We start from the raw sequence: 23,718 nt of genomic DNA, 5'->3' as shown, positions 1-23,718 counted from the left end.
TCCTACTGGTTGAGCGCCTGGACCTCGCCGACCGGGACTGTGGTCGAAGACGAGGTCGTCAGGCCGGGCAGCGCCCCGCCGCCCGGTGCGCCTGTGACGGTCCACCCGAGCTGCCACTCGACCGTGACCGTCACCGGGTAGCCGCGGCCGGGCCGGCCGGCCGAGCTGTTGTGGTAGGTGTAGGAACAGGACATCGACTGGGCGGCGTCGGCTCGAGACGGGTCGTAGGGCGTGCCCGGCCCGTCGCACGCCACCGTTTCGCCGTCGCCCATGTCCCACAGGGTGCGGGACGGGGTCGCCGTGACCGTGGCCGTCACCCCACCAGCGCTCGCCGAGCTCGAGTGCGGCCGCCACAGGTCGCCGTCGACCCACAGCCACGATGCGACGTGCACGACCTGCTCGCCTGGCGGGCTCATCGCGATCCGCGGGGTCGGCAGCCGCAGCTGCTCCTGCGCGCTCGCCCGCAACGCTTCCGGATCCGGTGCCGGGTCTGGATCCGAGGGCTCGACCGGGATGTACGTGGTGGTGACAGAACCGTCGGGATTGGTGCACTCCTGCAAGTACCAGACGTACTGTGCGTTCGGCATGCGCGTGAAGAGCAGCTCCGCCTGCTCGCCCACGAGGTCGGCTTCGACCTGCGTCCACGTGCAGGGCGTGCTCCCCCCTCCTCCACCAGCCCCACCGGAAACCGGGGTAGTGACGGTCTCCTCGGCGCCGACGGTCGCGCCGCTGTCGTCGGTCTCGACCCACCCGTAGGCTGAGTCTCCGGGCGACTGACCCAAAGCCGGTGCGGCAAGAGCCGCGGCTACTGCTCCCGACACGATGGTTGCTCGCAGAGTCAGTCGTAAGCGCATGAGCTGTCCTCCTCGACCACGCGCACGTTGACGACACGCCAGGCGTCCTCGATGAGCTCGAGGCGTGTCTCGAGCAAGGTCCGCTGCCCGGGCGCCGCTCCTCCCTCGATCCGCTCACCGCTCTGGACGTCGTAGACCCCGCCCTCGGGGTTCTCCTCGACGCAGTCGGTGGCCAGGGCCGCGGTGTCACGGTCGGTCACGTACGTGACGACCGGATGCTCCGTCCCGCGGCCGCGACGCACCTGCCCGGCGTCACGCAGTTGCGTCAGCTGCGCCTGCACGCCTTCGAGGTGGGTGCCGGCGGCGGTCTCTGCCAGGCCTCGGTGGTCCGGGTCGGGCGGATCGGCCGCGCTCCAGACGGCGTCCCAGAAGGCGAGGTACCGGTCGCGGACCTCGGCCGCGATCGCGGCGGGCGCGCAGACGTCTCCCTGCGCGAACTCGGTGACCCGCCAAGAGCCGCCATCTCGTTCCAGTCTGGCGGTGGCGGCGAATCGTGCGCCGCCGCGGTCGGCGACCTGCTCATCAGTGGCGGCGTCGTACTCGACGAGGTCGGCCCGGTAGCAGTCCTCGACGGTCGCCAAGTCGCCGATCACCTCGATCGACTCGAACGACGGGACGAACTCACCGCGAGCGACGCGACCCGCCTCGGTGAGGCTCACGACCATCGCCTGGGCACTCACGAGCCCCGCGCCATCGACGTGTTCCGTGAGTTCTGTGAGGTCGGGGTCGCCAGCTTCCATCGCGGCCGTGAGTGCGTCGAGGAAGGCCTCGTAGGCCGCACCGACCGCTTCGTCGTCGGTCGGCCGGTCAGGCTCGTCGAGCGGGTCGTCGGGGCCGTCCTCGTCGGTCGCAGGGGGCGCGGCTTCGGGCGGATCCTCGGCGGGGTTGGCACTGCCGGTCGAGGTACAGGCGGCGAGGGCAAGGCTTCCGGCCAAGATGACCTTCGCCAACCGGGAGCTTCTCAGTGAAACGTGTCGACAGCCCATGGCTGCCCCCACTCGCACCTCGCGTGGTCCCTCGACCACGCCCGGACGACGATACGGATGTCCAGGGCCGCTGACCAGTCCTTCTTAACCACCTGTGGATAACGCTGACGTAGTCCTACGCCGAGGCCCTCGTGGGTGCCCGGTCCGTGTGGGCGGCAACGAACTCCTCGAGCGCGGTGACAGCGATGCGCCGGGTCCGCCCGATGCGCACCGACGGGAGCTCGCCGTCGGCGAGTAGCTCGTAGACCTTCGATCGGGAAATGCCCAGCTCACGAGCTGCCTCGACCACAGTGAGCAGCTTGATCATCGTGCCGGTTGCCATGACGCGTCCCTCCTCGTCTGCTCGACACCAGGGCTGGTGGTGCCGTGCGTTGGACGTCGTGCAGCGTCCGGATAGAACTCACGGATGGCTCACACGGGCTGCCGTCCGGACCGAGAGTCGGTCCTCGTGCGGCAGCTTCGTAGGGCTCGGGCAGGATGCGGGAGCAAAGGGGACGGCAGCGGGGAGGCACAGGCCCCAGGCCGTCAACCGAGAGATTCAGCAGGGCAGTTCTCGCACTGGCTGTCTCCGTGCCGCAACTCGAATGCAGCGCCGGCAGCGGCGGGGGACGCGCCCTATGACGGGTGCGGCCGGCTACACCATCGGCCTCGTGCAGGCCTCGTGTCGTGAAGCAGCGGACCAGACTTGCCGAGCAGCCCGATCGTTCAGACTGCGTGGGCCGCATGATCTCGAGCCGGTCCGTTCGTCCTCGGCGCACTCCGGAGCGTCGTTGGTGGCCGCCCGTCCGACACGAGGGGATACCTGCACGCTAATTCCCGCTGTGCGCGTGGCCAGAAGGCTGTCGCTCGCGGCCCGACCGCCCATAGCCAGCGCGCAATCAAACTAATGTCGCAGGTGTCGTCGATCATGGCGTGTTAGTTGCCGCCTGTCTTCGGGGATTTAGTGGGACGCCAGAGCCGGAAGAAGCGCGAACGCCGGGAAGCTGCCTGGAGCGAGCCGTTCACTCGACTGCGGCAAGATTCGGCGTTGGAGGTGCTTGCTGCAGCATCGTTGTCCCCCACGGCGTCATCTCGGCTGGTCTCAATCCTGAATGCGTACATCGCGATACTGCGGCGTCCGCGGGATGGTGCCGTTGAGGCCCGTGCAGAACATCTCACAGAGTTGCTTGACGGGATCCCGAACGAAGTTAAGGCGTCGTTGCCGATGCTGGAGGACTTCGTTCCTCTCGATGTGCGCTCCGGGGTTCGGTCGCGCTGGCGGGACGGCCTGTACAGGCTCGTACCGGGTGGGTTTGAGGCACCGGTCTCGATCGTCGAGTCGGCGCGATTCCATTCATGGGTGCTCGACTCACGCCTGTACGAGCTGCTTGGCTTCGGGATCGGCGACTTGGTTGAGCTCGTGCTCCGGGCCTGCGACTCTGCTGTGGCGCGGCTGGAGCCGGGGTGGCCGCCGGACCCGGTCGACCGCGAGGCTGAGGTCCGGGTTTCAAGGGACGAGTGTGAGGCAGTGGCAGAGGTCCCGTCGCTGGAAGATCTCGTCGAGGACTGTGCCGACCCCGAAGCTGCCCGAGCGGCGCTCGCATGGGCGACGGTCCCACTCGAGGACGCAGCAAAGACCCTTGCAAATCAACACCACACCCTCGGTCCGGTGCTCGCCGTCGGCACGGACGGCGCCACCTATCCGGTGCCGCCCGGGATGCTGCTGGACGTCGTCTTTGAGGCCGTCCCCATCCTGCGGAGGCTCGCACTGGAAGAGGATGAGGTCGCCGAGCGGTGGCAACAGGCTGCGCGGCTGCAAGTGCTGTCCCATCTGGTCGCGCTGGGCCCATACGCGAAAGACTGCGAAATCGATGGCGAGGACCCCGTCGACTTCCTCATCCGAGTGTCTGCCGACCTGGTGCTTGCCGTTTGCGTCGTCGCGACCCCCGACAACCGTGAGTTGTCTCGCGCCAAAAGTCGACTCCGTCGCGTCGTCCCCGGTGCCAGCGTCCGAGTAGGTGAGGATGGCCGTATCGACATCGATCCGTCTGCGGAGGTGGCGAGGCTTGCCGTCGTAATCGACGGGGAGAACATGTTCATCGGCACTCTCGCGGGCGAGGTTCACGTGCAGACCGCGACGGTTCAGGAGCTCCGATGGATGGTCAGCACGTCGGACCGCCCTAGCGACGTGCCGCGCTTCCTTATCGACCGCACCGAGGACGACACACGCGGGATGGCGTTCGGAACGATTGACCAATGGGAGGTCTGGCGAACCGGCACCCCTGGCCCCTTCCAGATGGGGGTTTCGCCGACCTTCGTTAGCTGGGCGCCTCATTCCGAGAAGGCCGAGTGGGAGCACCATCGAGATACGGCGTGGGTCACCGAGGCGCTGTTCGAGGTTGGTCAGGGATCGGTCGCTGAATGGACCTCATGCACGCTGGACGACAACGGTTCCGTTGTCGTGGCCGAGTTGGTGGATGCTGCCCGTCACCGCGCGATCCGCGTAGCGGTCGTCGGGGGAGTTGTCGTCGCCGTGGCCTGGGGCTTGCTCGACGGGGCACGGTTGAGCGGCAGTGATATCGCACGCTCAATCATGTGGCGTCTAGTGCACGCGGAGCCGGCTGTCGCTGAACTGGCCGAACCGCGTGGTGTCCTGCGCCTCCAGGTGGCTCCCGGCGTGGACGGCCCCGAGACGGCGGTGGAGGCACGTCGGTCAACCGACGGCGTGGTGACGATCATCCACAGCACGGCCGAAGACCAAGAAGGCTTGGCTGCGTTCGAGGGACAGGTTGGCCGGGCGCTGGCCTCGCTATCCAGCGCCGACGCGGACACCGTCCTAGAGGCCTGGGAGAACGCGCCGCTGGGGCTGGTCGTCGAAACGCGTTCCGTGCCTTATGTAGTGACGGAGCCGCCCTTCTTCAGCCCGCCGCACCCGGCGATCGTTGCGGCCGAGCGTCGCGAACTCGCGCGTGCCCTGTACTCCGACGGCCAGCCGACAGGGTCTTACACGGGCAGTGACGCCGTGGAGCTGGAACGCCGCATCGACGAACACCTGCGACAGCGCCTCATGGTGCTGCTCGACGGGGTACGCAGCGGTTCGGTGATTCGAACTGCGACGAAGGCCTTGGAGCAGCTCCACGCCAGACGCGAGTTCGACGCCGCCAGCGACGTCAATCAGCGCAGGCTCCGCGACGCTGCCGGCCAGCCGACCGACTTCGACGAACTCTCCCGCTCCCGCCAGGAATCGACGATCTGGGTTCGCTCGCTGGCACACCTCGTCGAGCTTGCCCTGACCCGACCGACAGAGGCTGAAGGTGGCGCCAGCTTCGCCGGCAGGATCGAAGATCAAGCTGTAGCTGTCGCCAGTCTCGTACTCGAGTCCGGCCAGCGACGCGCCGCGGCGCACTTCCGCCTCACCGACATCGAAACACTTATCTCCGACTCCTACGAGGTCACCCTGACACAGTCGCCAGGCCAGATCGACATCGGCGCCTTTGTCCGAACCCGAGCAGCCGCAGAGGCCGACGAACGCGACGCACCCGACTCAGTGGCCTACTTCCGTCCCGAGGATGTAGAAGCGATCAGCCGGATCGTCGAGACCCACCTGGGCTTCTCGACCGCCGTGATGCGGACGCTCCTGGCGACGATGACCCGGTGGCCAGTCAGCACCCACGAGCTGGTAGCGGCGACCACTCTCGACGAGCTCGTCCAGCGCGCCAGCAGCGAAGCTCCTCAGAGCGAGTCGGAACTACAAGCCGCCGCCGAGTGGTTGACGCTGCGCGCCGACAACCTCGCAGACCCTCTAGACCACTGGAACGTCGATCAGCGCGACCACCGCCTCGCGACCCGACCGCTCATCGACCTCGGCTCCGGCCATCTCCTCATCGCACCCCGCGGCGCGGGGCAGTCCGAAGCAGTCATCTTCGGACACCTCACCGACTTCCGGTCGCCGTGGGGGTCGTCCGGACCAGAGAAGATGCGAAGCGAGCTGGCACGGCTTCGAGAGGCCCGCAACGTGCGGTTCGAACGCGAGATGGAAGAAGCGCTCGCCGACGCCACCGCGCTGACCGTCCGACGCAATCTGAAGCAAGGGTACTCGCTCGGAGCCTGGACACTAGAACGAGAAGTTGACCTGATCGTCGTTGACGGGCGTCGCCGCCGACTATGGATTGTCGACGTCAAGGATCCCACGATGCCGTTCGCTCCGAACCAGATCGGCAGGTCGCTGACTAGGTACTACGCCAAAGACGGACACGTCTCGAAGGTGCTGGGCTCGGTGGCACGCGCGCGCCCCCACGCCGCGTCTGTCGCCGCGGAACTCCTGGGAGAGAACCACGGCAACGAGTGGGACGTCCGTGGAGCAATCATTAGCCGCCGTATCGAAGCGGCCGCATTCGTCGAGGAACCGGGGCTGCACTTCATGACCTATCGGACCGCGGCCGAGAGCCTCGACGCCGATGTGCTGCCAGACGCCGACTACGGCGCAGTTCGTGCCCGTACCGGTCATGGCTGACAGCCGTCGTCGGACGGTGTCGCCACTGCCGTCTTGGATCCCTCCCATCTCCCAGGGACCGCCGTATCGGAGGTCGTTGGTGCAGCGGCGGGACGGGTAGCGCGTCCCATCCCCCGCAGCCCTGTTCGCTATGCGCGGGGGGCCGTCCGTAGGGCGGCCGCGCAGAATCACGGTGAAGAGCGATGTCCGCTGACGCTCCGGCTCGGCGCCGGCCGATGGGATGCAACTATGGTCGCGTCATGTCCAAACACGACCGCGACAACCGAGCGCACTTGGAAACGGCCGTCAAAGCCGCGCTTTCTCTTGTGCCCGGCATTGGCGGCGCGCTGGCCACCATCGTCGGTGATGAGTTGGACCGTCGACGTCAGTCGGGTCGTGAGACTGCTGAGTTCATCATCAAAGGTGTCGCGGACGGGGACGTGCTGCTGCAGCGCCTACGGGAGCACGAACAGTTGTCGTCCATTTTTGCGGCGGCGGTAGAGGCGGGGATGCGTACGACCCTGCGCGAGAAGCGTCGCGCCATGGCGGTGGCAGTATCGCGAGCTGTGCTCGACGAGGCGCTCGTAGACGAGGCTCAACTCATCGTCGCCGTCCTCAGCGATCTCGACGTACCGCACTTGCGAGCCCTCGAGGAGTTTCGACGGCGTGTCGACGCCGCAGACCCTACTCGGACCATCGCCCACCATCGCTCTATCGAGTCCCAAACATCAGGTCTCAGCTCTCCCATCGAGGCGGCGCTGGTACGTCACGGATGCATCTACAGCCAGAGCACAGCTGTCCTCGGCGGAGGCATCACCCACTGGGGCGTCACTTACTTCGGGAGAATGGTGCTGGACGAGTTGCGCAATCACAGCGACTCGGGTGATGACGACGCCGCATAGACCTCCCTCCGGAGTCTCCCGTCTCAGGGCAAGGGCGAAGAATGCTGCCGGCTCAAGTGGCGTGCTTCTACCTCGTCAAGCCGTCCCCCGCCCGAGTACGGCTTCGGGCGGCAGGTCACAGCGGCCCACTCGCGCGAAAGCACGGCGATGTGGCTGTTTCAGAAGGCCCCCCGCGAGATCAGTAGGTGGGAACTCCGAGTAGCGTGGCCACGAGTCGGCGATACCGAACGTGTGGCACGTAGGCGACCTCTGGCGCGGAGGTGTAACGATGGGTGGCCAAGAGCAAGGTCATCGCCTCGTACTGATCACCGGCGTTGCCGGGACGGGCAAGTCCACCCTCGGGGAGGCGGCCGCCGACCTCCTAGGCGCGGCGGTGCTCGGCTGGGACTGGGCAATGGCCTCACTGACGCGGTTCGAACCGATCCAGCGTGCCCTGCGGAACGGATCGCGTGAGCAGTACGTGGAACTGGGATGGGCCATCGTCTGCAACTTCGCCGTCGCTCAACTGCGGCACAGACGATCAGTCGTGCTCGACGGCGTAGCAGGGGCAGCGGAGATCGACATGGTCGCTCAGGTGGCGGCTGACACGGATGCGAGGTTGCTCGTCGTTGCCACCGACTGCAGCGACGTGGACGTGCATCGCGCTCGCGTGGAAGGGCGCCGCCGAGAGATCCCTGGGTGGCACGAGCTCGAGTGGTCGCTGGTCGCCGGTGCCCGTGAGCGGTGGAAGACACCTCGCGACGCCGACCTCTACCTCGACGCCGTCGATCCGTTGGCGCGCAACATCACTCGGCTCCGAGACGTCTTGACCAAGGACTGACCCCATAGAGGCCCACCGCGTCCGTCGCGCCCTCGGCTGACGCGCGCTGACTCGCGCCTCACCGTTAGCACGCCCACCGCGATTCAAGGTGCGGTGGGCTGCTTTCGTTCACTCCACGGTGTCTATCGAGCTTGGCGAAGACCCGAGTCCGTTATTCGCGTTGAACGTCACCGAGCCACGGACACACAATCACGGCGATGGCGCCGTTCGCCGGGCAGCTGCAACGGGTGCGAGTTCAACTATGTGCGGGTAGGCGTCGAAATCGACGCGCCCGAAGTCACGGTGATGTATCTGAGCGCCGCCAGTCGCCGGGAGGGCTGCTCTCGGCTCAGGCTGTCCGCTTTGTGCCAGGCGTGCCCGGAGCAGGAGTTGCCCACCGAGGTTTTCGCGACTGGTGCGGTCCGACGCAGAATGAGTTGAGCGGCGATAGCTCTGCCGCAATCTCCATCGAGACCGCAAGAGCAGCGGCCGTCAGAGGAAATCGCCTGTTCTCCTGCCGTCGTCGACGGGAGGCTGCGGTATCGTGCGCCACGAACAATCCGGTCTTTGACCCCCATAGGAGCGACCGTGCCCGCGAAGAAGACGGCCAAGAAGGCCACAAGGAAGATGTCGGACGAGCACAAGCAGGCACTAGCTGAGGGGCGTCGCCAGGGAAAGGCGGTTCGTGACTATCTCGCCGCCCTTGAGGCTGAAGCCCGTAGGCCCCGTGGACGTAAGCCGGCCCAGGGGCCTAGCGAGATCCAGGCTCAGATCGACGCGGAACCCGACCCTGCCAAGCGACTCGACCTGATCCAGAAGCGGCTCGACATCGAGGAGCGGCTCGCGTCCGAAAACGAGTCGGCCGACCTCGAAGCGCTCGAGCAGGACTTCGTAGCAGCGGTCAAGCCCTACGCCGAACGCAAGGGCATCTCCTACACCGCGCTACGCGAGGCCGGTGTGCCCGCAGCCGTCCTCAAGCAAGCCGGCGTCGCCCGTACTCGCCGGACGAGCTAGTGAGCTGAGCTGCCGGGGCACGAGCCGGCGTCACCGCCCACGGGAAGCAGGGGGCGACCTTCGCTTCCGCGATGACGCGTCGGTTCCGTCGCAACCACTGGCAGGGAGACGTGCCTTCGCCTCGGCGTTCGAGCAAGCAGCAAGCGATTTCTGAAGCATGACGAGTGGCAGTGATCTCGCTCCGGTGGAGGTCGAGGCTCGAAACGCACGTTCTGCGCCCCCGGCCACGTGCTGCCGGCGGCCTCCGGTCACTACTCGCCGGCGGCGCACGGTCACGCCGTTCCTACTCAAACCCTTGCGACGGAGTTCGTCTGATGTGGACGTCGAGGCAGTGACCGGTGGTCGTCGCCGTCGGGTTCGGAGTTGAGTGGAGGTCGGTGAACCTCGGTTTCGATTCGAGGTAGCAGCTCAGGGCAGGTCTGGAAGGAGGGCGGCGGCATCGTCGACGTCGCTGACGGCGGTGTAGTACTTCATCGTGGTGCTCATGTGGGCGTGGCCGAGGAAGGTCTGCGCCTTGCGCGGGTGCAGGCCGCCCTCGGCGAGCTGGGTCGCAACGGTGGACCGCAGGGTCTTGAGGGTGCCGTGCTCGACGCCGGCAGCCTTGCAGGCGCGCTCGAACGATCGCGCGATGTTGCGCTTCGAGATCGGCCTGCCAGTCTTGGTCGTGAACACCAGCCCGTGCTCGTTCACGAAGTGCTCGCCCAGCCGGTCCGCCCACACTTCTTGGAGATCTCGCCACCTCACGACCTCGCTCACGACCTCCTCACGGAGCGGGATCGTCCGTCGTGAAGTCGGCGACTTCGGGTCGACGATCTGGCCCCACTTGTCCAGCTGCCACACCACCGTCAGCCGCGGCGGGGCCGTCCTGAGCGCCATGTCGCGCCACCGCAGTCCGCAGGCCTCACCTATCCGCAGGCCTGTCCGGGCGAGCAGCAGGATGATGGGGTAGTAGTGCTCGTCGCGCGCGGCGGCGAGGATCGCGCCGAGCTCCGCGTCGGAGAACCGGTCGACCGGGGGAGGGGCGGCGCCGACGCCGCCGCCGTAGCGCGCGACGTTCCGGATGAGTCGGTCCTGCCGCACCGCTGTCGAGAGCGCCGAACGGAGCGTCTCGCGTATGCGGTTGACCGTCGAGGGGGTGTAGCCCTCGGCGAGCTTGCGGTTGGCGAAGGCGTCGAGGTCGCTGACGGTCAGTTGTCCGACCCGCTTCTGGCCGAGCGCCGGGATCAGGTGCCGCTCGATGTTGATCCGGTAGCCCTGCAACGTGGTCGCGGCGAGGGGGGCGCGGCCCGGCTTGCCCTTCGGTGCCTCATGCTCGAGCCACCAGCGCAGGTACTCATCGAGTCGCTGGTCGGCGACTGGAAGGATCAGCTCCTCGGAGTGGGAGCGCTGCTGGTCGATCCATGCCTGCGCCTCGCGCCGGGTATCGAACGACCGGTTGCGTCGGATCCGCTTGCCGTCGGCATCGAGGCCGAGGTCGACGCGGGCGAAGAAGCGCTGCCCGCGCGGCGTGATGCTGCCGCTGCCCCGACGAGCCCGCTGTCGTCGTCTGTTGGTCGCCACGGCGCCCTCCTCCCAACCCGCTCGCTTGTGCGTCGAGACGGTAAGCAGGCAGCACGGGGACTTAGGGCGCAGTTAGGGCGCAGCCTGGGGAAAACCGGGGCGAGTGCCGATCGGCGACTACCCGCGAAAAGCCGAGAACCGACCCGTAGGGGCCGGTTCTCGTGGGTGCGCCGCCAGGGACTCGAACCCCGAACCTGCCGGTTAAGAGCCGGATGCTCTGCCAATTGAGCTAGCGGCGCGTGATCGCGGGCCGGAACGGTACACCATCCGGGAAACCGCGATGCCAGGGTGGATGAGGGGACTTGAACCCCCGGCCTCTTGGATCACAACCAAGCGCTCTAACCAAGCTGAGCTACACCCACCATAGGGCGTACCGGTCGCCCGGCACGATCGCGGAGGGTATGCCAGGGGCGGGAGCCGGTCAAAGCGCGCACCGGCGCGTGCGCCACGGCCACGTCGCCGTCAGCCGCCGTCGGTCAGCCGGTCGATCACGCCCTGCAGCTCGTCGAGGGAGAACGGCTTGCCCAGCGCGGGGCACCCGTCGAGCTCGCCCGAGCGCGGCGGGTCACCGGTGAGGTACACGATCCGACGTGCGACCCCCGGATGACGCTGCTCGAGGCGCGCGGCGACGTCGGTGCCCGAGTCGGTCCCGAGGTGCAGGTCGAGCAGGACGAGGTCGACGGAACGTTCGGCGACCGCCGCTTCGGCGTCGGCGGCGTCGGCGGCGGAGACGACCTCCCACCCCGAACGCTCCAGCACCATCGTCAGCAACGTGCGCGTCGGTTCCTCGTCGTCGACCACCAGGGCGCGACGCGACGTCATCGGTAGTGCCGGGGTGTCGGCCGCCGCTCGAGGTTGGGCGACCGGGCCGACGACCCCCGGGATCGTGACGATCACGAGCGTCCCACCGCCCTCGGCCGCTCCGACGCCGATGCGTCCGCCGTGGGCCGCGACGATCGACCGGGCGGTGGCGACCGCCAAACCGACGCCCCGGGCCACGGGTGCGTCCGGGAGGTAGGCCGGGAAGGGACGCGCTGCGACGGACTCGGGCAGGGGCTCGCCGTCGTCGGCGATCGTCACGGTCAGGTCACCGTCCACCACCTCGACGCGGACGCGGACGGGACGTCGCCGCCCGGGTGCGGTCGCGGCATCGGCGAACAGGGCCGCGAGCGCGGCCGTCAGCAACGCCGCGTCCACCTGCAACAGGCGTTCGAGATCGGCGAGCACCTCCAGCTCGACCTCCGCGTCGCCGGCGCCGCCCGCGCCGCCCGCGCCGCCCACGCCGCCCATGCCGCCCACGCCGCCCGCGCCGCCCACGCCAACCACGCGCTCGCGGAGCGCCGTCACGAGGTGGCCGACAGACACCGTCGGCGACTCGCCGAAGGGACCGGCGAACCGTGCGGACGCGTCCGCGGCCAGCGCACCGGCACGCATCGCCTCGCGCTCGACGATGTCGACCAGCGACGCGCGTTCCTCGTCGTCGGTGGCCGACCGCAGGGCCGCCGCGGCCATCGTGACCGTGGCCAGCGGCTGGCTCAGGTCGTGGACGAGCCCGCGCAGCACGGCGTGCGCGACCGCACGCCGGTAGCGCTCGTCGGCGTCGGGTCCGCCCTCGTTCACTGCCGCCACGCGCCTCCCCAGGTCCCGAGGCTCAGGCTAGACGCGCCCGATCCGGCCCGGCCGGATCGAAGGGGGAGGGGGCGGGTCAGGCCTCGCCCTCGTCGGGGTCGACACCGGGAGCCGTCTCGTCCTCGCGGAAGTTGTCCGACCCGGTGACGTTGTCCTCGCTGGCACCCTCGGCGCGCTCGCGGAGCACGGCCTGCTCGTCCGGGTGGTGGGGTTCGTTGCTGCGCGGGTCGTCGCCAAGCGGTTGATCGGACATCTCGTCCTCGCTGCGTCGGTCGAGCCAGCACCCTACGAGGTGGCGTGGGACACCGCCGGGAACGTCGGGGACGGGGAGCCACCGGCCGCCGGCTCGACCTGGCTCCGGTGGCGGTGCAGGACCTCGACGCTGGTCTCGTCGCCGACCTCGCGGGCCGTCACCTCCAGTCCCTCGAAGGTGCGCAGCAGGGCGCTGCCGGCCGCCGGGTCCGCCGTCGAGCGCAGCCGCAGCCGCCCGAACACCGCGTCGAGGTGGTCGGCGACGCTCCAGGCCGCGACGGAGACGATGCGCTGGTCGCGCTCCCCGTGCCGGCAGCCGGAGGCGGTCCCGCGCCGGATCAGCGTGTGCAGGACGGCCCGGAGGTGGACCAGCGCCTCGTGGGCCGTGGAGGTGTCGGCGGAGTGTGGCGCCATCGCGTGCGCCGCCACGTCCACGAGCTGCTGGATGGCATAGGCGAGGTCACAGTCGGTGGAGCGTGTTCGCGCCAGCGTGAACGCCGCCCGCAGGTCGTCGAGTACGACCGGCTCCACGTCCCGGTCGACGTACGCGACCCGCTCACCGATGGCGATGAACTCGCCGACGTCGGCCTCGACGACCAGCGTCACGCCGTCGGGCAGCGCCTCCATGACGGCCTCGTGGTCGATGTCCTGCACCCAGCCGAGGCTGCGGCTGCGGATGACGGCATCCTCACTGGCAGGTGCCGGGATCTGCGACGGTGGCGCGTCGTTCGGCCGCGGGTCCCGCTCGAGCAGGTTCAGCACCTGGTCGGTGAGCGTGCGGATCACGCTGGGCATGGACAGGCTCGTGACGGCGTTGCGCATCGCCAGCAGCACCCCGATCAGGGCCGCCACCACCACCGCGACGCTGACCACCGACGTCACCAACGGCACGCCGTCGCCCTCGTCCGGCAGTAGGACGGTCGCCGTGACGAGGTAGGCGAAGGCCGCCACCATCGCGCCGATGATCTGGCGCTGGAAGCGGTCGTCGAGGTAGGCCGCCAGCACCCGCGACGACACCTGGCCGGACGCGAGCCCGACCACGACGGTGCGCATCCAGAGCGCGAACACGGCGATCGTGAGCACGCCGCCGACGAAGGCACCCAGCAGGGCCTGGGCCGTCTGCGGCGACAGCGGCACGAGCAGGCCGAGCAGACGGTCCCCGAACCAGATGGCCGTGCCGGCGGCCGTGCCGACCACGAGGCCCACGGCGCTGCGCAGGGCGAGTTCGGCCGCGAAAGCGCGCATGCGGCCGCCGTTGTCCGAGAAGTCGTGCGCCACGCTGGCTCCCGTCGACACGAGGCTCGCACAGCGTGGTCGCGCGACCGGGCGTCGTCGCGTCCGCGATGCCGACGCCCGGACAGGCGTCTCACACGAAACGTGCATCCTGCCGCGCAGGCACTGCGGGGTGGGGTGCACGGATCGCGGCTGCCCTGGCGCGCCCGGCAGGACTCGAACCTGCGACCATCGGATTAGAAGTCCGGTGCTCTATCCAGCTGAGCTACGGGCGCCCGTCTCGCGGCGGGATGGTAACCCTGCGGGTTCCGACCGCCCGTGGAGGCCGGGAGGTCAATCCAGGATCGCCGCCATGTAGTCGGCCCACATCGGGGCCGGCACGGCCCCACCGGTGACGCGGTCGTGGTAGGTGCCGCCGATGGTGATGTCGGTCAGTGGTGTGGGCTGCTCGAAGCCGATCCAGGCCGCCGTCGAGTAGGGGCCGGCATAGCCGACGAACCACGCGTCGACGAAGTTCTGGGTCGTCCCGGTCTTGCCACGCGCGTTCTCGACCTGCGAACCGACCACGGGGGCGGTGCCGTCGGAGCTGACGGGCTCCTGCAGCAGCGAACGCATCTCCTGTGCCACGTCCTCGTCCACGACCCGCTCGCAGCGGTCCTCGTGCTCGTAGAGCACCTCGCCGAAGCGGTCCTCGACCCGCTCGATCAGGTAGGGCGCGCAGTACACGCCCTCGTTGGCCCACACCCCGTAGCCGGCCGCCATCTCCAGCGGGAAGATCTCCGCCGTCCCCAGCGCGATCGAGCACGAGCGCGACCCGAAGCCGTCCAGGCTCGGGGACGCCACCAGCCCGTGTTCGCGGGCCACCTCGACGACCCGCTCGACGCCGACGTCGCGGGCGAGCTTGACGAAGTAGACGTTGTTGGAGCGTTGCATCGCCTCGACCAGGTCGATCTCGCCGGCGTCCGCGTCGTCGAAGTTGCGCGGCTCGTAGTCCTGGCCGACCTCGCCACACTCCTCGATCGGCTCACCCGAGGGCGAGTCGTACTCCTCGTCGCGGTCGAAGCCGTCCGCCAGCGCCGCGGCGGCGACGAACGGCTTGAACGCCGATCCCGACTGGCGCCCGGAGCCACCGGCGTCCGGCATGGCCGGGTTCACCTGGGTCGTCAGGCACGGCTCGTCGTCGTCGAGGTCCTCGGGGCAGGGACCGAACTGGCGCGGGCCGAGCGCCAGCGCCCGCAGCGCCCCGGTGTCGTGCTCGACGGTGATGATCGAGCCGAGCGGGTCGTTCTCCGGGTCGTCGAGGTAGGCCGCCAGCGTCTCGTTGGCCTGGGAGTGCAGCGCCGGGTCCAGAGTCGTGTGGATGCGCAGGCCCCCCTCGAAAAGTGCGTCCACGCGTTCCTGGCGGGTCTCGCCGATCGCTTCCTGCAGGCCGGGTTGCAGCGTCATCGCCTCGTCGTAGATCAGCCGCTTCACGTAGTCGATCCAGAACGGTTCGGCGACCTCCTCCTCCTGCACGTCGAGGACGAGTTCCTCGTCCATCGCCTCCTCGGCCTCCTCGGGCTCGATACGGCCCTGGGCACGCATCTGGCGCAGCACGAGGTCGCGCCGGCTGGTGGCAGCCTCCGGGTTGGCGACCGGGTTGGTGGTCGACGGCGCCTGGATCGCACCGGCGAGCGCGGCGGCCTCGGCCAGGGTCAGCTCACCGACGGGCTTGTTGAAGTAGTGCTGGGCGGCCGTGCCGACCCCGTACACCCCGTCGCCCAGGTAGACGGCGTTGAGGTAGCGCTCGAGGATGTCGTGCTTGTCCAGCCGCTGTTCGAGTTCGACCGCCCACACGACCTCGTGCAGCTTGCGGTCCATGGTCTGCTCGGGCCCGAGCAGCGTCATCTTCACGTACTGCTGGGTGATCGTGGAGGCGCCCTCCTCGATGCCGCCGGCCGCGAGGTTGCGGGCGGCCGCCCGGAGCACCGACTGGTGGTTCACGCCGTTGTGCTCGAAGAATTCGTCGTCCTCGATGGCCAGCACCGCGTCGATGAGCACCTGCGGGACCTGGGCGAGGTCGACGGGTTCGCGCCGCTCGACGCCCGACAGCTCGGCGATCGGCTCGCCCGACGCCTCGTGGACCGTGGAGATCTCCGCTGCGACCGGCAGGTCCTCGGGCAGTGGCGGACGGTCGATCAACTGCTCACGCGTGGTGTCGACCGTGTCGGCGGCCGCCACCATGATCGGGATCACGGGTGCGATCGCCAGCACCCCCAGTACGAACACGACCACCAGCACGCCGGTGAGGGTGCGTAGGCCACGGCTGAGCGATCGGAACGACATGGATCCGAGGATGACGCATCGCGACGCGACGCCCACTGCGCGTGCCCGACCGTCCGGTCGGGCACTTCGGTCACTCGATGCCGGCGGCGCGTTGCTGCTGGCGCACCCACGCGACGATGTCGTCCACCTCGCCGCTGCTGAGACCCGGGATCGGCGGCATGTCCCCGAAGTTCCAGTGGTGTGCCCGCACCCCCTGGTTCACCGCCAGGTGGAACGACGCGTCGGAATGGTGGCCCGGCTCGTAGATCTCGTGCACGAGCGGGGGACCCGACGCGGTGCCCTGCCCGGCGCTGCCGTGACAGACGGCGCAGTGGGCCGCGAACAGCTGCTCGCCCCGCTCGGGGTCGGCCGCCGCGCTGGCCGCCCCGGCACCGTCCGCCCCGGCGCCGTCCGCCCCGGCACCGTCTGCGGTGTCACCCCCGCCGCAGCCCGCCAGCGCCGCCGCGAACAGGGCCGCGCCGACCATCCCGGTACCTCGACGCACCATCGACTTCCCGTGTCCTTCGTCTTCGAGCGGTCGTGACGGTAGTCCGTGCGCCGACGGCGGACGCCCGTCGACCGGCCCGACCCGCCGGGTCCTTCGACCCGGGAGCCGGCATAGATTCCACGCCACTCCTGACCGAGGAAGCGCCGTGGCCGGCCCTGACCGCCCCGCACGCCGTGACGACGGCCGCCCGAGCCTGCTCGAGCGCGCCGTCGACCGCGTGCCGTTCCTGGAGAAGGAGCTGTTCCTGCTGCGCCGGTTGGTGCGCCCGGGCGACGTCTGCGTCGACGTCGGCGCGGCCGGCGGCGCCCACCTGCTGGTGATGGCGGCCGGCGTCGGCCCGCACGGACGGGTGCTCGGGTTCGAGCCGCGTCCGGGCTCGCTGGCGATGTTGCGCCGGCTGGTGGGCCTGAGCCGCCTCGGTGACCGGGTCACGCTGCACCAGCTCGCGCTGTCGGACGCGGAAGGGACGCTGCCGCTGCGGATCCCGGTGGTGCCGACCCGTGCGCACTTCCACGGGGCGACCGACGACCGGCGCGCGACGGCGGCGTTCGGCAGGCTCCCGCACCGCGAGATCGAGGTCCCGACGGCACGCCTGGACGACGTCGTCGCGCGCGCGGGCCTGTCACGCGTCGACCTGGTCAAGTGCGACGTCGAGGGTGCCGAGCTGCGGGTGCTGGCCGGCGCGAGCCGCGTGCTCGACGAACACAGGCCCGTCGTCGTGCTGGAGGCCGACGACCTGCACCAGGTCCGTGCGAACGCCACCAGCGCCGACGTCCTGGCCGCCGTCGTCGCCCACGGCTACCGGGCCTACCGCTACCGGCGCGGCGCGATCGAGCCGGTGGACGGGCCGGTGCCCGGCGAGGACGACTACCTGTTCGTCCCGACGGAACGTGACGTGCCCGTGTCCGAGCGTCGAGGTGCGTCGGCCGTCGACCGGGTGTGACGCGGCTCGGCAGCGTTCGCTCGGTCAGCCGTGGCGGGCGTGCAGCAGGGCCGTGAGGTTGTCGACGGCCAGGTCGACCAGTTCCGGATCCAGCTCACTGCCGCCGCGTTCGCGCAACCGGCTGCCCACCGTGCCGGAGCCCACACCGGCGGAGGCGAGTTCGTCGATCGCGTGCGCGACGGCCAACAAGCGCGCCGGCTCCGGGATGTCGGTGCTGCGCACCCCGTCGGGAAAGCCGTCGCCGTCCCAGCGTTCGCACTGGGCGCGGACCGCGGCGGCAACGTCGCTTCCCGCGGTCAGCTGCAGCAGCGACGCCGAGCGGGCCGGGAACGTCCGCCACGCCTCCAGGAGCTCGCCGGTGAGCCGGGCTGGTCCGGCCATGGCCTCGGAGGGCAGCCCGGCCCGGCCGACGTCGTGGAGGTGGCCGGCGAGCTGGGTCCGGGCGACCGCTCCCGGCGACCAGCCACGCAGCCGGGCGAGCTCGGCCGCAAGGCGCCCGACCCGCTCGCCGTGGCCCCGCCCCTCGGGCAGGAACGGTTCGACCTGGTCGAGCATCCGCACGACCACCTCGAGCTCCGTGGTGGTCGACACCCCGAGCGACAGTTCCTCGGCCCCGAGCACCTGGCTGGCCCCGTCCGCGGCCGCCACCTCGACGGCACGTCGGGCGAGTTCCAGCAGCTCCTCGGCGTCGCTCGAGGACTCGACGCCCGCGTGGCCCACGACGGAGCGCAGCGGCAGGCCGCGGTCGCGGAACGTGGCCACGATCGCGACGAGTCGACGGCCCAGTCGCTCCATGTCGGGCGGGCCCAGCGTGGTGCCGACCAGGCCGAACTCGCCGTGGCCCGTGGCGTACAACTCGCTGGCGGTGGTCGATGCCAGGTGCGCGAGCGCCGTCGCCAGGCGGCGCCGCTGCACCGACACGACCGGGTCGGCGTCGGGGAGGGTCCAGCGCTCGGAGAGGACCCTCACGAACGCGATGCGCGGGACCTCGTCGGTGTCGCCGATGGCCGCGATGCGGCGCTCGAACGTGCCACGGTCGAGCAAGCCGGTGGCAGGGTCGACGCCGCGGGTGCTGCCACCGGCCGAGCCGAAGCGGCGCTCGTAGGAGCTCAGCAGGGTGCTGGGGGCACGGGCCTCGTCGATCAGGCCCAGCAGGGCCTCCTCGTTGCCTTCGCCGACGATGGCGTCCGCGCCTGCGGCGACCAGCTGGACGGCCAGCCGCTCGGCGCCGGTGTGGGCCAGGACGACCGTGTGCTGGGCGTGGACGGCGAGCTCGGCCTCCAGTGCGGCCAGCGCGGCAGGCGCCAGGCGGGTCGAGACGACCAGCGCGTCGACCGGCGCGGACGGGTCGTCGACCAGGTCGGCGCCGATCGCCATCAGCCGGGTGCGCGCGCTGTCGGGCACCCCCTGGCAGCGCAGCTTGAGAGTGGTGCCGGCAGGGGCGGGACGGCCCAGCTGCTCGAGGCGGGCGGGTGGGACCTCGGCCTCCACGGCGGCCATCAGGCGAAGGCGGGAGCGACGTCGGCCGGCACCTTGCCCTGCAGGCGGGTCCGCCACGTCGTGTCGGCCGACAACTGCGCGACGTAGGCGGCGCGGCGACGCTTGCCCGGCGCGTCGGTCGGCACCTCGGGCACGCCGTCGTAGGCGGTGCCGAAGTAGGCCTGCAGGGCGTGCAGGGCCTCGTGGCGCAGCTGCGAGGCGCGGGCCTCGGTGACGCCGAGGTCGTCGGCGATGTCACGCAGCAGCCGGCCCTCGAAGTGGTGCTCGACCAGGACGCGGCGCGGCAGCTCGGGCAGGTGCGCGATCGCGGTCCGCAGCGTGCCGACGAGCTCGTTCTGCTCGAGCGACGCCTCCGGCAGCCACGCCCGGTCCTCCTCGAGGAGCCGGTCGCCCAGCACGCCGCCGCCGGTCTCGTCGTCGCGAACGGGACGGTCCAGGGTCAGCAGCGTCGAGGTGACCGCGGCGGCCCGGCGGGCGCGCACCGCCGCCTCGTCGGTCCCCATCGCCTCCGCGATCTCCGCGTCGTCGGGACGCCGCTGCAGCTTCTCCTCCAGCGACGCCTGGGTCGACTCGATCGTGCGCAGGTCCCGGCGCAGACGGCGGGTCGCCCAGTCGCGGGAGCGCGTGGCGTCGAGGATCGCCCCACGGATGCGGATGCTGGCGTAGCGGGCGAAGGGCACACCGGTCGACGGGTCGTAGCGGTGGGCCGCGTCGACCAGGCCGGCGGCACCGGCGCCGCGCAGCTCGTCGCGGTCGACGTGGCGCGGGAAGCGGGCGGAGAGCTGGTTCACGACATGGTTCACCAGGTGCAGGTGCTCCTCGACCAGGGCGTTCACGTCGGTCGTGGCGCTGGTGGGGGTCGCCGTCGTCGCGGTCATGATGGGTTCCTCGTTCCCGGCCCGTCTGGGTGTGACCAGTGGCTTCGGGCGGCGGGTCGGGGACCCTGAGGGACCTTCACGGGTCCTTCACAACGGGCTTCACAGGCCCTTCACGAACGAGGCACCGTGACCGGCCGGGCGGGGAGGTGAGGAGACTCCCGGGCCAGGCGTCGTGGCCTGCCGTCGTAGGAGGTCCATCGGCCGCTCGCCGCGGCGGAATAGGACTACAGATCGACGGGCGGATGCCGATAGGAGAGGACGGCGTCCCGTATCGCCGAAGCGAGGAACCCGTCGTGTTCGACCAGCTCGTCAGTCTCCTGCAACGCCAGGTGGCCGCTCTCGAGGCCGTCGAGTCCCGATTGCGGGCCCTGGAGCTGCTGGTCGTGGCCGACGAGCAACGGTTCGTCGCCCGGGCGATGGACGAACTCGAGCAGGCCGCCGAACGGCTGGCGGCACTGGAGCTCGGGCGTGCGCTGGTGCTCAGCTCCGCCGGTCTGCCGGTCGACGCCGCCGCCACGGACCTGGTTACCGCAGCGGACGAGGAGACGGTCGCCGTCTTCCGGGACGTGGTGGAGCGTCTGCGCAGCGCGGCCGCGCGGGTCACCGAGGCACGCGAACGCACCTACGCGGTCCTGAAGCCGGGCGCGGAGGAACTGCGCCAGCGCCTCGTCGCCACGGAGGCCTACGCCGGCGCCTGACGGCGTGCGGTCCCGCGGCGGTGTGTGACGCCGCCTGGCCGCGGCTCGCGCGGTGACGGGTCAGTCGTGGCGCGGGCTGCCCTCGGGACGTCGCGCTGCCTGGGGCATGCGGGCGACGAGCCGGCGGGCCCGTTCGGCGGTGTCGGCGGCGCGGGCGTTCTCCGCCTGCAGGGTCTGCCACACCTCCTGGCGGTGCACCTGGACGTCGCGCGGCGCGTCGACGCCGATGCGGACCTGGTCACCACGCACCTCGAGGACGGTGATGGTGACCTGGTTGCCGATCACGATGGACTCGCCGACCCGGCGAGAGAGAACGAGCACGCCGGTCAGCCTCCTGCGGTGACGGTGGCGCGCAGCGGCAGCTCGGTGTCGTCCAGCACCACCTGCCGTGCGGCCAGGGTGCGGGCGTTCGCGACGAACGGGGCCCGCAGGTTCAGGTGCAGGGCCTCGGTCTCCTCGTCGGCGGTGACCGTGCAGAACAGCACGGCGTCCTCGGGGCGTTCGATGCCCAACACGTCCTGGTCGCTGCCGGGCAGCACCGGGGCGTAGTCGGGGAAGAACAGCCACGGCGAGGCGACGACCAGGGAGAGGTCGGGATCCTCGACGCTGCTGAGCAGCTGGAAGGTGCCGTCGTCCGTGAGGTCGGACAGCACGAACCCGTGCGCGTCGGGGAAGCCGGGGATGCCGTCGGTGAAGCGCAGGACGGTGTACCCGTCCGGCTGGTTCATCGGGATCCCTTCCACACCGGCGGGGAGCGTAGCGGGGGACGTCATCGGAGGAACGCCACCAGCGACGGCGGCAGGGCCCGGCCGAGTGCCTGCAACGTCGCCTCGTAGGCCACCTGCTGCACCTGCAGCTCCATGATGCCCTGGGCCATGTCGACGTTCTCCACCTGGGACAACTCCGTGCGAAGGGTCAGCTGCAGGTCGAGCGCCCGGGCGCGGGCCGACTCGACCCGGTTCGTCGCCGTGCCGATCGTGGCCAGGCCGTCGGTGACGCGCACGCTCGACGTACGGACGGTCTCGAGGTGGCCGCTCAGCACGGCCTGCGGCGCGCCGTTCTCCAGGTCGGTGGCCAGCCGCTCGAGGAAGTTCAGCAGTTGCGGGCCGTAGACGGGGGCGCCGTCCGCGTCCGTGCCCACCACCTCGGCGCCGAGCCATTCCGCGGCCGTGACGTTGATGCGCACCTGCTCGCTGTCGCTGACGCGGCGCATGATCTGGTCGGGGGCGCCGGTCGTGCCGGCCTCGGGGTACTGCCACGTGCCGTTCACACGGACGACCGGGTCGCCCGCACCGAAGCCGCCGAAGAGCGGCCGGTCGAGGTGCTTGGCGTTGGCGATGCCGGCGAGCTCCTCGGTGATCTGGCGGATCTCGCTCGCCAAGGCGCGTCGCACGTCGTCGTTCTGGTGCGAGGCGCCCTGCGTGGCCAGTTCCTGCACGCGTGCCAGCCGCGCGGTCACCGTCTGCAGTTGCGAGTCCGCCGTGTCCAGCCAGCCGCGGGCGTCGTCGATGTTGTGCAGTTCCTGCTCGCGGGCCTGCAGCGAGGAACGCAGCGACAGCGCCCGACGGGTGCCCGCCGGGTCGTCGGACGGCTGCAGGATGCGGCGGCCGGTCGACAGCTCGCTCTGCGCCCGTTCGTAGCGCGACAGGCGGGTGTGGAGGCGGTCGAGCGACCGCAGGACCATGGCTTCGCTGGTGATTCGCATCGTCATCCCCCTCAGCGACCGACGATGCCGGTGCGGTTCACCAGCACGTTCAGGGCTTCGTCCACGGTGGTCATCACGCGGCTGGCCGCCTCGAGCGACCGCTGGTAGCGCACGAGACCGACCATCTCCTCGTCCAGGCTGACCCCGTGTTCCTGCATTCGCGCCAGTTCGGCGCCGACCGACACGGCGCGGGCGCTGTCGGCGGTCGCCCGGGCCGAGCGCACGTCGCCGGCCAGCCCGACGACGAGGTCGGCGAAACGATTTTCCAGGCTGGCGCCGGCCGGGTCGGCCGCGCCGCCGTCACCGATCTTGGTGGTGCGCAGGTCCGCGAAGGCACGCGCGTTGCGCCCGTCGTGCGGCGCCGGCGGCAGGCTCGGGTCGTGGCTTCCGCCGGCACCGGTCGGCAGGGCCGAGGCCGCCAGGGAGGCCACGTCGACGCCATCGGCGAGGCGGAGGCTGCCGGCCGGGTCGGCGGCGTCGAAGGTGAGCAGCGCCCCGCCCGGTTGCGAGCCGCCGGCGCCGTTCCCGATCGCGCCTTGCGCGTTCACGGTGTTGACCGCGTCGGCCAGGGTCCTGGCGAAGGCGTCGAGTTCCGCGCGCCACCTCGGCAGGTCGGTGACCAGCACCTGGTGGAGCCCGCCGACCTCGCCGCCGACGGCCACGGACGGGCCGGTGGCGGGATCGACCGCGGTCGCGTCCAGCGCGGCGACATGGATGCCGCCACCGGCCGGGTCGACCGCCAGCCGCTGCCGTTCACCGGCGCGCAGCAGGTCGACCGGCTGCCCGTCGGCGCCCGGCAGGGTGACCAGCGCACGGTTGTTCTCGTCGATCTTGACGTCGGCGCCGGTGAGCCGTGCCACCTCGTCCAGCAGCAGGTCGCGCTGGTCGAGCAGCTCGGGCCCGATCCGCGTGGGGTTCATGTCGGCGATGCGCCGGTCCAGGTCCGCCAGCGACGCGAGCGTGTCGTTGGCCATCGTGACCTGCGTGTCGCGTCGCGCGCCGGTGTCCGCGGCCAGGGCGTCCCAGGCCGCGGCCGTGGAGCGGATCGTGTCGCTGACCGACGACAGCTCGCTCAGGACCTGCCGGCGGGTGGCGGCGTCCGCCGGGTTGTTGGCCCAGGACTCGGCGGCCTCCCACAGGCGTCCGAGGCGGACGGAGATGCCCTGCTCGGGTTCGCCGGTGAGGTGCTCGAGCCGCGCGAGCAGGTCGGAGCGGACCGAGGCGGCGGCATGGTCGGCGCTCGACGAGCGGAAGCGCGCGTCGAGGAAGCCGTCGCGCAGCCGGCCGATCGTGGAGATGTCGACGCCGGTGCCGATCATCGCCCCCGGCGCCTGGTAAGAGGGTCGCGCCGCCAGCTCGACGCGCTGGCGCGTGTAGCCGGGCGTCGCGGCGTTGGCGACGTTGTTGCCGGTGATGTCGATGCCGACCTGGGCGGCACGGACGCCGGTCAGTCCGGTGTAGAGCCCGACGAAGGACACGGCG

General features: G+C 70.5%; 21 protein-coding genes and 3 tRNA genes. 6 read left to right on the top strand and 18 right to left on the bottom strand.

What is annotated here, in order from left to right:
• Positions 1-2 precede the first annotated feature (2 nt).
• From ACERM0_RS12180 to ACERM0_RS12170, 3 genes are all read right to left on the bottom strand, one after another.
• A complete protein-coding gene (locus tag ACERM0_RS12180) occupies positions 3-587 on the bottom strand; it encodes a hypothetical protein (RefSeq protein WP_373678861.1) in 585 nt (194 codons plus the stop codon).
• Between the two features lie 251 nt (positions 588-838).
• On the bottom strand, positions 839-1,789 hold the full coding sequence (locus ACERM0_RS12175; RefSeq protein ID WP_373678860.1) for a hypothetical protein: 951 nt from the start codon (positions 1,787-1,789) through the stop codon (positions 839-841).
• A 166-nt stretch (positions 1,790-1,955) separates the two neighbouring features.
• A complete protein-coding gene (locus tag ACERM0_RS12170) occupies positions 1,956-2,162 on the bottom strand; it encodes a helix-turn-helix domain-containing protein (protein ID WP_373678859.1) in 207 nt (68 codons plus the stop codon).
• 882 nt (positions 2,163-3,044) lie between these two features.
• On the opposite strand from ACERM0_RS12170, the gene ACERM0_RS12165 reads away from it, so the two are divergent.
• From ACERM0_RS12165 to ACERM0_RS12150, 4 genes are all read left to right on the top strand, one after another.
• A complete protein-coding gene (locus ACERM0_RS12165) occupies positions 3,045-6,332 on the top strand; it encodes a hypothetical protein (RefSeq protein ID WP_373678858.1) in 3,288 nt (1,095 codons plus the stop codon).
• Between the two features lie 239 nt (positions 6,333-6,571).
• Complete coding sequence (locus ACERM0_RS12160) at positions 6,572-7,213, top strand: hypothetical protein (protein WP_373678857.1); 642 nt, start codon at positions 6,572-6,574, stop codon at positions 7,211-7,213.
• A gap of 268 nt (positions 7,214-7,481) precedes the next feature.
• The gene (locus tag ACERM0_RS12155) at positions 7,482-8,033 is read left to right on the top strand and encodes an AAA family ATPase (protein WP_373678856.1); all 552 of its coding nucleotides are present in this window, start codon (positions 7,482-7,484) and stop codon (positions 8,031-8,033) included.
• Positions 8,034-8,600: 567 nt separating this feature from the next.
• Positions 8,601-9,026: a hypothetical protein gene (locus ACERM0_RS12150; RefSeq protein WP_373678855.1), complete on the top strand. Its 426-nt coding sequence runs from the start codon at positions 8,601-8,603 to the stop codon at positions 9,024-9,026.
• Positions 9,027-9,434: 408 nt separating this feature from the next.
• On the opposite strand, the gene ACERM0_RS12145 is transcribed toward ACERM0_RS12150, so the two are convergent.
• From ACERM0_RS12145 to ACERM0_RS12105, 9 genes are all read right to left on the bottom strand, one after another.
• Positions 9,435-10,586 carry a tyrosine-type recombinase/integrase gene (locus tag ACERM0_RS12145; protein WP_373678854.1) on the bottom strand — a complete coding sequence of 384 codons (1,152 nt, stop codon included), beginning with the start codon at positions 10,584-10,586 and terminating at the stop codon, positions 9,435-9,437.
• A gap of 166 nt (positions 10,587-10,752) precedes the next feature.
• Positions 10,753-10,825: transfer RNA gene (locus ACERM0_RS12140), tRNA-Lys, on the bottom strand.
• Positions 10,826-10,873: 48 nt separating this feature from the next.
• Positions 10,874-10,948 (bottom strand) — tRNA-His (locus ACERM0_RS12135).
• 100 nt (positions 10,949-11,048) lie between these two features.
• Positions 11,049-12,215 (bottom strand): response regulator, encoded by a 1,167-nt coding sequence (locus ACERM0_RS12130; protein ID WP_373678853.1) that lies wholly within the window; start codon positions 12,213-12,215, stop codon positions 11,049-11,051.
• Between the two features lie 76 nt (positions 12,216-12,291).
• Positions 12,292-12,468, bottom strand: a complete 177-nt coding sequence (locus ACERM0_RS12125; RefSeq protein WP_373678852.1) for a hypothetical protein — start codon at positions 12,466-12,468, stop codon at positions 12,292-12,294.
• Between the two features lie 32 nt (positions 12,469-12,500).
• Positions 12,501-13,745: a DUF2254 family protein gene (locus tag ACERM0_RS12120; protein WP_373678851.1), complete on the bottom strand. Its 1,245-nt coding sequence runs from the start codon at positions 13,743-13,745 to the stop codon at positions 12,501-12,503.
• A gap of 153 nt (positions 13,746-13,898) precedes the next feature.
• Positions 13,899-13,975, bottom strand: a tRNA-Arg gene (locus ACERM0_RS12115).
• 58 nt (positions 13,976-14,033) lie between these two features.
• Positions 14,034-16,025 carry a transglycosylase domain-containing protein gene (locus ACERM0_RS12110; protein WP_373678850.1) on the bottom strand — a complete coding sequence of 664 codons (1,992 nt, stop codon included), beginning with the start codon at positions 16,023-16,025 and terminating at the stop codon, positions 14,034-14,036.
• A 70-nt stretch (positions 16,026-16,095) separates the two neighbouring features.
• Positions 16,096-16,512 carry a cytochrome c gene (locus ACERM0_RS12105; RefSeq protein ID WP_373678849.1) on the bottom strand — a complete coding sequence of 139 codons (417 nt, stop codon included), beginning with the start codon at positions 16,510-16,512 and terminating at the stop codon, positions 16,096-16,098.
• A gap of 145 nt (positions 16,513-16,657) precedes the next feature.
• On the opposite strand from ACERM0_RS12105, the gene ACERM0_RS12100 reads away from it, so the two are divergent.
• Complete coding sequence (locus ACERM0_RS12100; protein WP_373678848.1) at positions 16,658-17,455, top strand: FkbM family methyltransferase; 798 nt, start codon at positions 16,658-16,660, stop codon at positions 17,453-17,455.
• Between the two features lie 24 nt (positions 17,456-17,479).
• Here ACERM0_RS12100 and ACERM0_RS12095 read toward each other — a convergent pair whose 3' ends face one another.
• Positions 17,480-18,955 carry an HD-GYP domain-containing protein gene (locus ACERM0_RS12095; RefSeq protein ID WP_373678847.1) on the bottom strand — a complete coding sequence of 492 codons (1,476 nt, stop codon included), beginning with the start codon at positions 18,953-18,955 and terminating at the stop codon, positions 17,480-17,482.
• A complete protein-coding gene (locus ACERM0_RS12090; RefSeq protein ID WP_373678846.1) occupies positions 18,955-19,833 on the bottom strand; it encodes a sigma-70 family RNA polymerase sigma factor in 879 nt (292 codons plus the stop codon). The genes ACERM0_RS12095 and ACERM0_RS12090 overlap by 1 nt, the downstream gene beginning before the upstream one ends.
• 293 nt (positions 19,834-20,126) lie before the next feature.
• On the opposite strand from ACERM0_RS12090, the gene ACERM0_RS12085 reads away from it, so the two are divergent.
• The gene (locus ACERM0_RS12085; RefSeq protein ID WP_373678845.1) at positions 20,127-20,531 is read left to right on the top strand and encodes a hypothetical protein; all 405 of its coding nucleotides are present in this window, start codon (positions 20,127-20,129) and stop codon (positions 20,529-20,531) included.
• Between the two features lie 60 nt (positions 20,532-20,591).
• Here ACERM0_RS12085 and csrA read toward each other — a convergent pair whose 3' ends face one another.
• The 4 genes from csrA to flgK are packed head-to-tail and all read right to left on the bottom strand — an operon-like array spanning position 20,592 to position 23,714.
• A complete protein-coding gene (gene csrA / locus ACERM0_RS12080; RefSeq protein WP_373678844.1) occupies positions 20,592-20,852 on the bottom strand; it encodes a carbon storage regulator CsrA in 261 nt (86 codons plus the stop codon).
• Positions 20,853-20,857: 5 nt separating this feature from the next.
• On the bottom strand, positions 20,858-21,304 hold the full coding sequence (gene fliW, locus ACERM0_RS12075) for a flagellar assembly protein FliW (RefSeq protein WP_373678843.1): 447 nt from the start codon (positions 21,302-21,304) through the stop codon (positions 20,858-20,860).
• The gene (locus tag ACERM0_RS12070; protein WP_373678842.1) at positions 21,301-22,236 is read right to left on the bottom strand and encodes a flagellin; all 936 of its coding nucleotides are present in this window, start codon (positions 22,234-22,236) and stop codon (positions 21,301-21,303) included. Before ACERM0_RS12070 ends, fliW begins: the two co-directional genes overlap by 4 nt.
• A gap of 11 nt (positions 22,237-22,247) precedes the next feature.
• Positions 22,248-23,714: a flagellar hook-associated protein FlgK gene (flgK, locus tag ACERM0_RS12065; RefSeq protein ID WP_373678841.1), complete on the bottom strand. Its 1,467-nt coding sequence runs from the start codon at positions 23,712-23,714 to the stop codon at positions 22,248-22,250.
• Positions 23,715-23,718 lie beyond the last annotated feature (4 nt).

Origin of the sequence: Egicoccus sp. AB-alg2 (assembly GCF_041821065.1) — a bacterium.
In the GTDB taxonomy this organism is placed as follows: domain Bacteria; phylum Actinomycetota; class Nitriliruptoria; order Nitriliruptorales; family Nitriliruptoraceae; genus Egicoccus.
Note: the sequence above shows the minus strand (reverse complement) of the source record. Positions and strands in the feature narration are given on the sequence as shown.

Excerpts from the sequence above, each read along its gene's own strand:
- fliW (WP_373678843.1), bottom strand. The coding sequence starts at position 21,304 with ATGACGTCCCCCGCTACGCTCCCCGCCGGTGTGGAAGGGATCCCGATG.
- ACERM0_RS12110 (WP_373678850.1), bottom strand. The coding sequence starts at position 16,025 with ATGTCGTTCCGATCGCTCAGCCGTGGCCTACGCACCCTCACCGGCGTG.
- ACERM0_RS12165 (WP_373678858.1), top strand. The coding sequence starts at position 3,045 with ATGCTGGAGGACTTCGTTCCTCTCGATGTGCGCTCCGGGGTTCGGTCG.
- ACERM0_RS12090 (WP_373678846.1), bottom strand. The coding sequence starts at position 19,833 with ATGACCGCGACGACGGCGACCCCCACCAGCGCCACGACCGACGTGAAC.
- ACERM0_RS12160 (WP_373678857.1), top strand. The coding sequence starts at position 6,572 with ATGTCCAAACACGACCGCGACAACCGAGCGCACTTGGAAACGGCCGTC.
- ACERM0_RS12180 (WP_373678861.1), bottom strand. The coding sequence starts at position 587 with ATGCCGAACGCACAGTACGTCTGGTACTTGCAGGAGTGCACCAATCCC.
- ACERM0_RS12070 (WP_373678842.1), bottom strand. The coding sequence starts at position 22,236 with ATGCGAATCACCAGCGAAGCCATGGTCCTGCGGTCGCTCGACCGCCTC.
- ACERM0_RS12095 (WP_373678847.1), bottom strand. The coding sequence starts at position 18,955 with ATGGCCGCCGTGGAGGCCGAGGTCCCACCCGCCCGCCTCGAGCAGCTG.
- ACERM0_RS12155 (WP_373678856.1), top strand. The coding sequence starts at position 7,482 with ATGGGTGGCCAAGAGCAAGGTCATCGCCTCGTACTGATCACCGGCGTT.
- ACERM0_RS12170 (WP_373678859.1), bottom strand. The coding sequence starts at position 2,162 with ATGGCAACCGGCACGATGATCAAGCTGCTCACTGTGGTCGAGGCAGCT.
- ACERM0_RS12125 (WP_373678852.1), bottom strand. The coding sequence starts at position 12,468 with ATGTCCGATCAACCGCTTGGCGACGACCCGCGCAGCAACGAACCCCAC.
- ACERM0_RS12105 (WP_373678849.1), bottom strand. The coding sequence starts at position 16,512 with ATGGTGCGTCGAGGTACCGGGATGGTCGGCGCGGCCCTGTTCGCGGCG.